This is a genomic window from Actinomycetospora sp., from assembly GCF_055612215.1.
Map to the genome: position 1 here is coordinate 1 of NZ_JBVPVA010000399.1, position 4,052 is coordinate 4,052.

At 76.4% G+C, this 4,052-nt stretch carries 3 protein-coding genes; 2 read left to right on the forward strand and 1 reads right to left on the reverse strand.

What is annotated here, in order from left to right:
• Nucleotides 1-944 (reverse strand): S1C family serine protease (locus tag AC0CYZ_RS11335; RefSeq protein WP_472215311.1); only part of this gene is annotated, 944 nt, incomplete at its 3' end.
• 131 nt (nucleotides 945-1,075) lie between these two features.
• On the opposite strand from AC0CYZ_RS11335, the gene AC0CYZ_RS11340 reads away from it, so the two are divergent.
• Together AC0CYZ_RS11340 and AC0CYZ_RS11345 are read left to right on the forward strand one after the other, a co-directional pair.
• Complete coding sequence (locus AC0CYZ_RS11340) at nucleotides 1,076-2,557, forward strand: HAMP domain-containing sensor histidine kinase (protein ID WP_472215313.1); 1,482 nt, start codon at nucleotides 1,076-1,078, stop codon at nucleotides 2,555-2,557.
• Nucleotides 2,558-2,790: 233 nt separating this feature from the next.
• Nucleotides 2,791-3,690 (forward strand): heparin lyase I family protein, encoded by a 900-nt coding sequence (locus AC0CYZ_RS11345; RefSeq protein ID WP_472215315.1) that lies wholly within the window; start codon nucleotides 2,791-2,793, stop codon nucleotides 3,688-3,690.
• Nucleotides 3,691-4,052: the final 362 nt, after the last annotated feature.

The following is a 4,052-nucleotide window of genomic DNA, read 5'->3' on the forward strand; positions in this document are numbered from 1 at the left end:
CCGACCGCGACGACGGCCTGCCCCTGGCGCAGCCGGTCCGAGTCGCCGAGCACCGCGGGCTGCAGGCCGGTCACGCCGGACGCGCGGACGACGGCGATGTCGGCGGCCGGGGCCGCGCCCACCAGCGACACCGGGGCGACCCGCCCGTCGGAGAAGACCGCCTGCAGGCCGCCGCCGCGCCCGGCGGCGAGCACGTGGTTGTTCGTCATGATGAGGCCGTCGGTGGAGATGATCACGCCCGAGCCCTCGCCCGCCGCGCCGAGGATCTGCACGGTGCTCGGCAGCACGGTCGCGGCGATGGCCTCGACGGAGCCCGCGGGCGCCGGCGGCAGCGGGTCGCCGTCGGAGTCGCCGGCCGCGAGCGAGGTCCCCGACGTCGAGCCGCCCGCGGCCAGCGAGCCGGCGATCGCGCCACCGACCAGGCCGGCGACCAGCGCGACGAGGGCCACCAGGATCAGCCCGGTCCGCCCGACGGTGCCCGCGCCCTCCCGGCCGCGGGCCCGGAGGCGCTCGGCGAACCCGGGCCGGTCGCCGTCCTGACCCCCGGTCCGCTCGCCGTCGGCCGAGGGCGCGCCGCCCCAGCCCGCGCCGGGGTCGGCCGGGAACCCGCCGGGCGGCGTCGCCGTCATGCCCGGGCGCGTCGCGGTGCCGCCCCGGCCCCACCCGTAGTCCGACGCCTCGTCGGGCCCGTACTGCGCCGTGGCCTCCGTGGTCGGCGAGTTCGACGGCACGTGGCCCCCGAAGGGCACGCCGGACCAGGAGCGCGGGGCCGCATCGCCGCCCGACCCGCCGTCCCCCCAGCGCACCCCGGGCGCCGTCGGGCGGTAGCCCGTGCCGAGGCCGGGGCGCTCGACCGTCGGGGACCCGTCGCCCGGCGCCCCGCCCTCCGGCGGGCTCCCCGGCGGGCCCTCCTGCCGGGGAGGACGGGGGTCGCTCTCGCTCATCCGCCCAGGGTCCCCCATGGCCGCACCCGGGCGACGGGCGGGAACCCCGTCGCCGCACCCGGGACCCCCGTCCGGCCCAGCGACGGGGAGCCGACCCGCACGCCACCCGGTATCCGGGAGGATCGACGGTGATGAGCGCGACGACGGGTGGCGCGGGGGTCGGCTCCCCGGGGGCCGAGGAGGGCCGTGACGACGGCCCGACCGCCGCGCCGTCGGGCTGGCAGCTGCTGCTCGAGATCCCGCTGCGCCGCCGGGTCGCGATCCTGGTCTCGGTCGGTGCCGGCCTGCTCGTGGCCCTGATCTCCGTGGCCGTCTTCTTCACCGCCTACCGCGCGCTCTACGACCAGCTCGACCAGAGCCTCGTCGAGCGGGCCACCGCCGCGTCGTCCAGCGGCCTCGCCGACCCGTCGCTGCTGTTCAAGGTCGTCTCCTCCGACGCGCTCGCCGCGGGGGACTTCCGGGTCGCGATCGTCTCCGCGAACGGCCGGGCGCTGTTCATCCAGGGCAGCGAGCCCCCGGTCGGGGACCCCGAGATCGCCGTCGCGTCCGGCATGCCGCAGCCGCCGCGCACCGGCTTCGTCGGGGGTGCGCCCTACCGGGTCGTCGCCGTCGCGGCGGGCTCGGGGCGCGCGCTGGTCCTCGCCCAGGAGCTCGACCCGACCCGGCGCACGCTCTCCCGGCTGGCGATCGTGCTCGTCGTCGTCGGCGGCATCGGCGTCGTGCTCGCCGCCGTCACCGGGGTCGCGATCGCCCGGGCCGGGCTGGGGCCGGTGGAGCGGCTCATCTCCGCGACCGAACGGGTCGCGCGCACGGGCGACCTGCAGCCGATCACGGTGACCGGGGGCGACGAGATCGCCCGCCTGACCCGCAGCTTCAACGCGATGCTGGCCGCGCTCGCGTCGTCGATCGACCGCCAGCGCCGGCTCGTCGCCGACGCCGGGCACGAGCTGCGGACCCCGCTGACGTCGCTGCGGACGAACCTCGAGCTGCTGGTCGCGGCCGAGGAGGGCGCCGCCTCCGGCCGCCCGGACGCGCCGCGGCTCTCCGACACCGACCGGGCCGAGCTGACCGCCGACCTGCGCGCCCAGATCGACGAGCTCGCGACGCTGGTCGGCGACGTCGTCGAGCTCGCCCGCGACGACCCGCCGGAGGTCGCGGCCGAGCACCTGGACCTCTCCGAGGTCGTCGAGCGGGCCCTCGACCGGGCACGACCGCGCGCGCCGGCTGTGCGGTTCGAGGCCGAGCTGACGCCGTGCGAGGTGGTCGGGGACGCGAGCGCGCTGGAGCGGGCGGTGCTCAACCTGCTCGACAACGCCGCGAAGTGGAGCCCGCCGGGCGGCGACGTGCGCGTCGTCCTGCGCGCGGGCGTCGCGCCGGAGCGGCCGGGCACCGCGGTGCTCGAGGTCGCCGACTCCGGGCCGGGCATCGCCCCCGAGGAGCGGGAGCTGGTGTTCGACCGCTTCTTCCGCTCCGCCGACGCCCGCACGATGCCGGGCTCGGGGCTCGGCCTCTCGATCGTCGCGCAGACGGCGGCCCGCCACCGCGGCGGCGTCTCGGCGCACGAGGCTCCGTCGGGCGGGGCGCTGCTGCGGTTCTGGGTCCCGCGGGCCTGACGCGGGCGCCGGGGCGGTCGCGCTGAGCCGACGGAGTGGCTGTCGTACGCTCCTCGTCGCGCGATCGGCGCAGCCCGCTCCACGATCGACCGGAGGGTTCACCCGTCCGTGGCGCCCGTCACCGTCATCCGTGGATCGACCGACCCGACGCACCCGACCGCGAGGCACCGTCGTTGAGTCACCCGGGGGCACGGCACCGCGCGCGGAGGTACGGCGATGAGCTGGAGGGTCGGGTGACGTCGGCGGTCCGCGAGCGCCCGCCGTCCCCGGACCGGCCGCCGGGTGGTCCGGAGCCGTCCCGGCTGCGGCTCGTCCTCGCCGCGGTCCTCGCGGGGGCGGTGATCGTGCTGCCGCTGGTCCTGTTCGCGGGTAGGGGCTCCGGCTCGTCCGAGGCGCCGCCGCTCGCCACTGCGTCCCCGGGCCGTCCCGCGGTCTCGGCCACGGCCACCGTCGACCCCCTGGCCGCCGGGCGTGCCCTCGCCGCGAAGCCGGCGACGGGCAGCGGGGTGCTCGACTCCGCCGTCGGGGACGTCGCGAGCCACTTCGACGACAGTGGCGGTCCGGGGCTGGTCGACGGTGCGCCGCGGCCGCAGTTCGTCGGCGGCGCGCTCTCGTTCGCGGTGCCCGGCGGCGGCAAGCGGGCCGAGATGCTGCCGCTGGTGCCGGAGTACCGCGAGGGCGACGACCTCTGGGTGCACGACGTCAGCACGCTGCACGACCTGCCCACCGACACCGGCACCTGGCAGCTCGTGCTGCAGTGGCACCAGGAGGCCAACACCGGCTCACCGCCGATCGCGCTCGAGGCCGGCCGGGGACGGCTGCGGCTCGCGAACGTCGGCGCCGACCAGCAGGACGTGGGCCCGCTCGGCCCGAACGACACCCTCGACGTCGTGCTCCACATCCACTTCTCGCGGAACCCGGCCGCGGCGGTGGTCGACGTCTGGCGCGACGGGGTCCCCAAGGTCGTGGGCTTCCACCCGCCGCGGGGAACGCTGCTCGACCGCGGCGACTACCTCAAGATCGGCCTGTACCGCGACCCGGCCATCACGCAGGCGTCGTCGATGACCACGAGCCGCCTCGTCGTCGGGCCCACCGACGCGTCGATCAACGCCACGGGGATCACGCCCCGCTGATTGCGCACGTCGAGGGTGGGGTGCGGCGCATCGTGCGCCGCCGGGTTCGCATTAACGCCCTGCACTCTGTGCCTGCCGAAACCGCTAGGCCGTCGGCATGCTGCCATCGCTCATGACGGAGACCATCTCGGGCAACAGGTCTTACGGGAGGTGCGCTGATCGACGCTCGAGAAGCGTTCGCAAGACGTGATGACCTGTCCGCGATTGAGCTTCTCACTGATCCCGGCCGATCTGGTCTGAGCCAACCGGGTGATCAAGGCTGCTCATCCTGCCGAAAACGAACTTCGGCGAGGAGACTGAAGCCGTGACTTCGTTGGAGAGCGGGACGGCCGATGAGAGGCATCTTGGCGCTATAGGCGGGA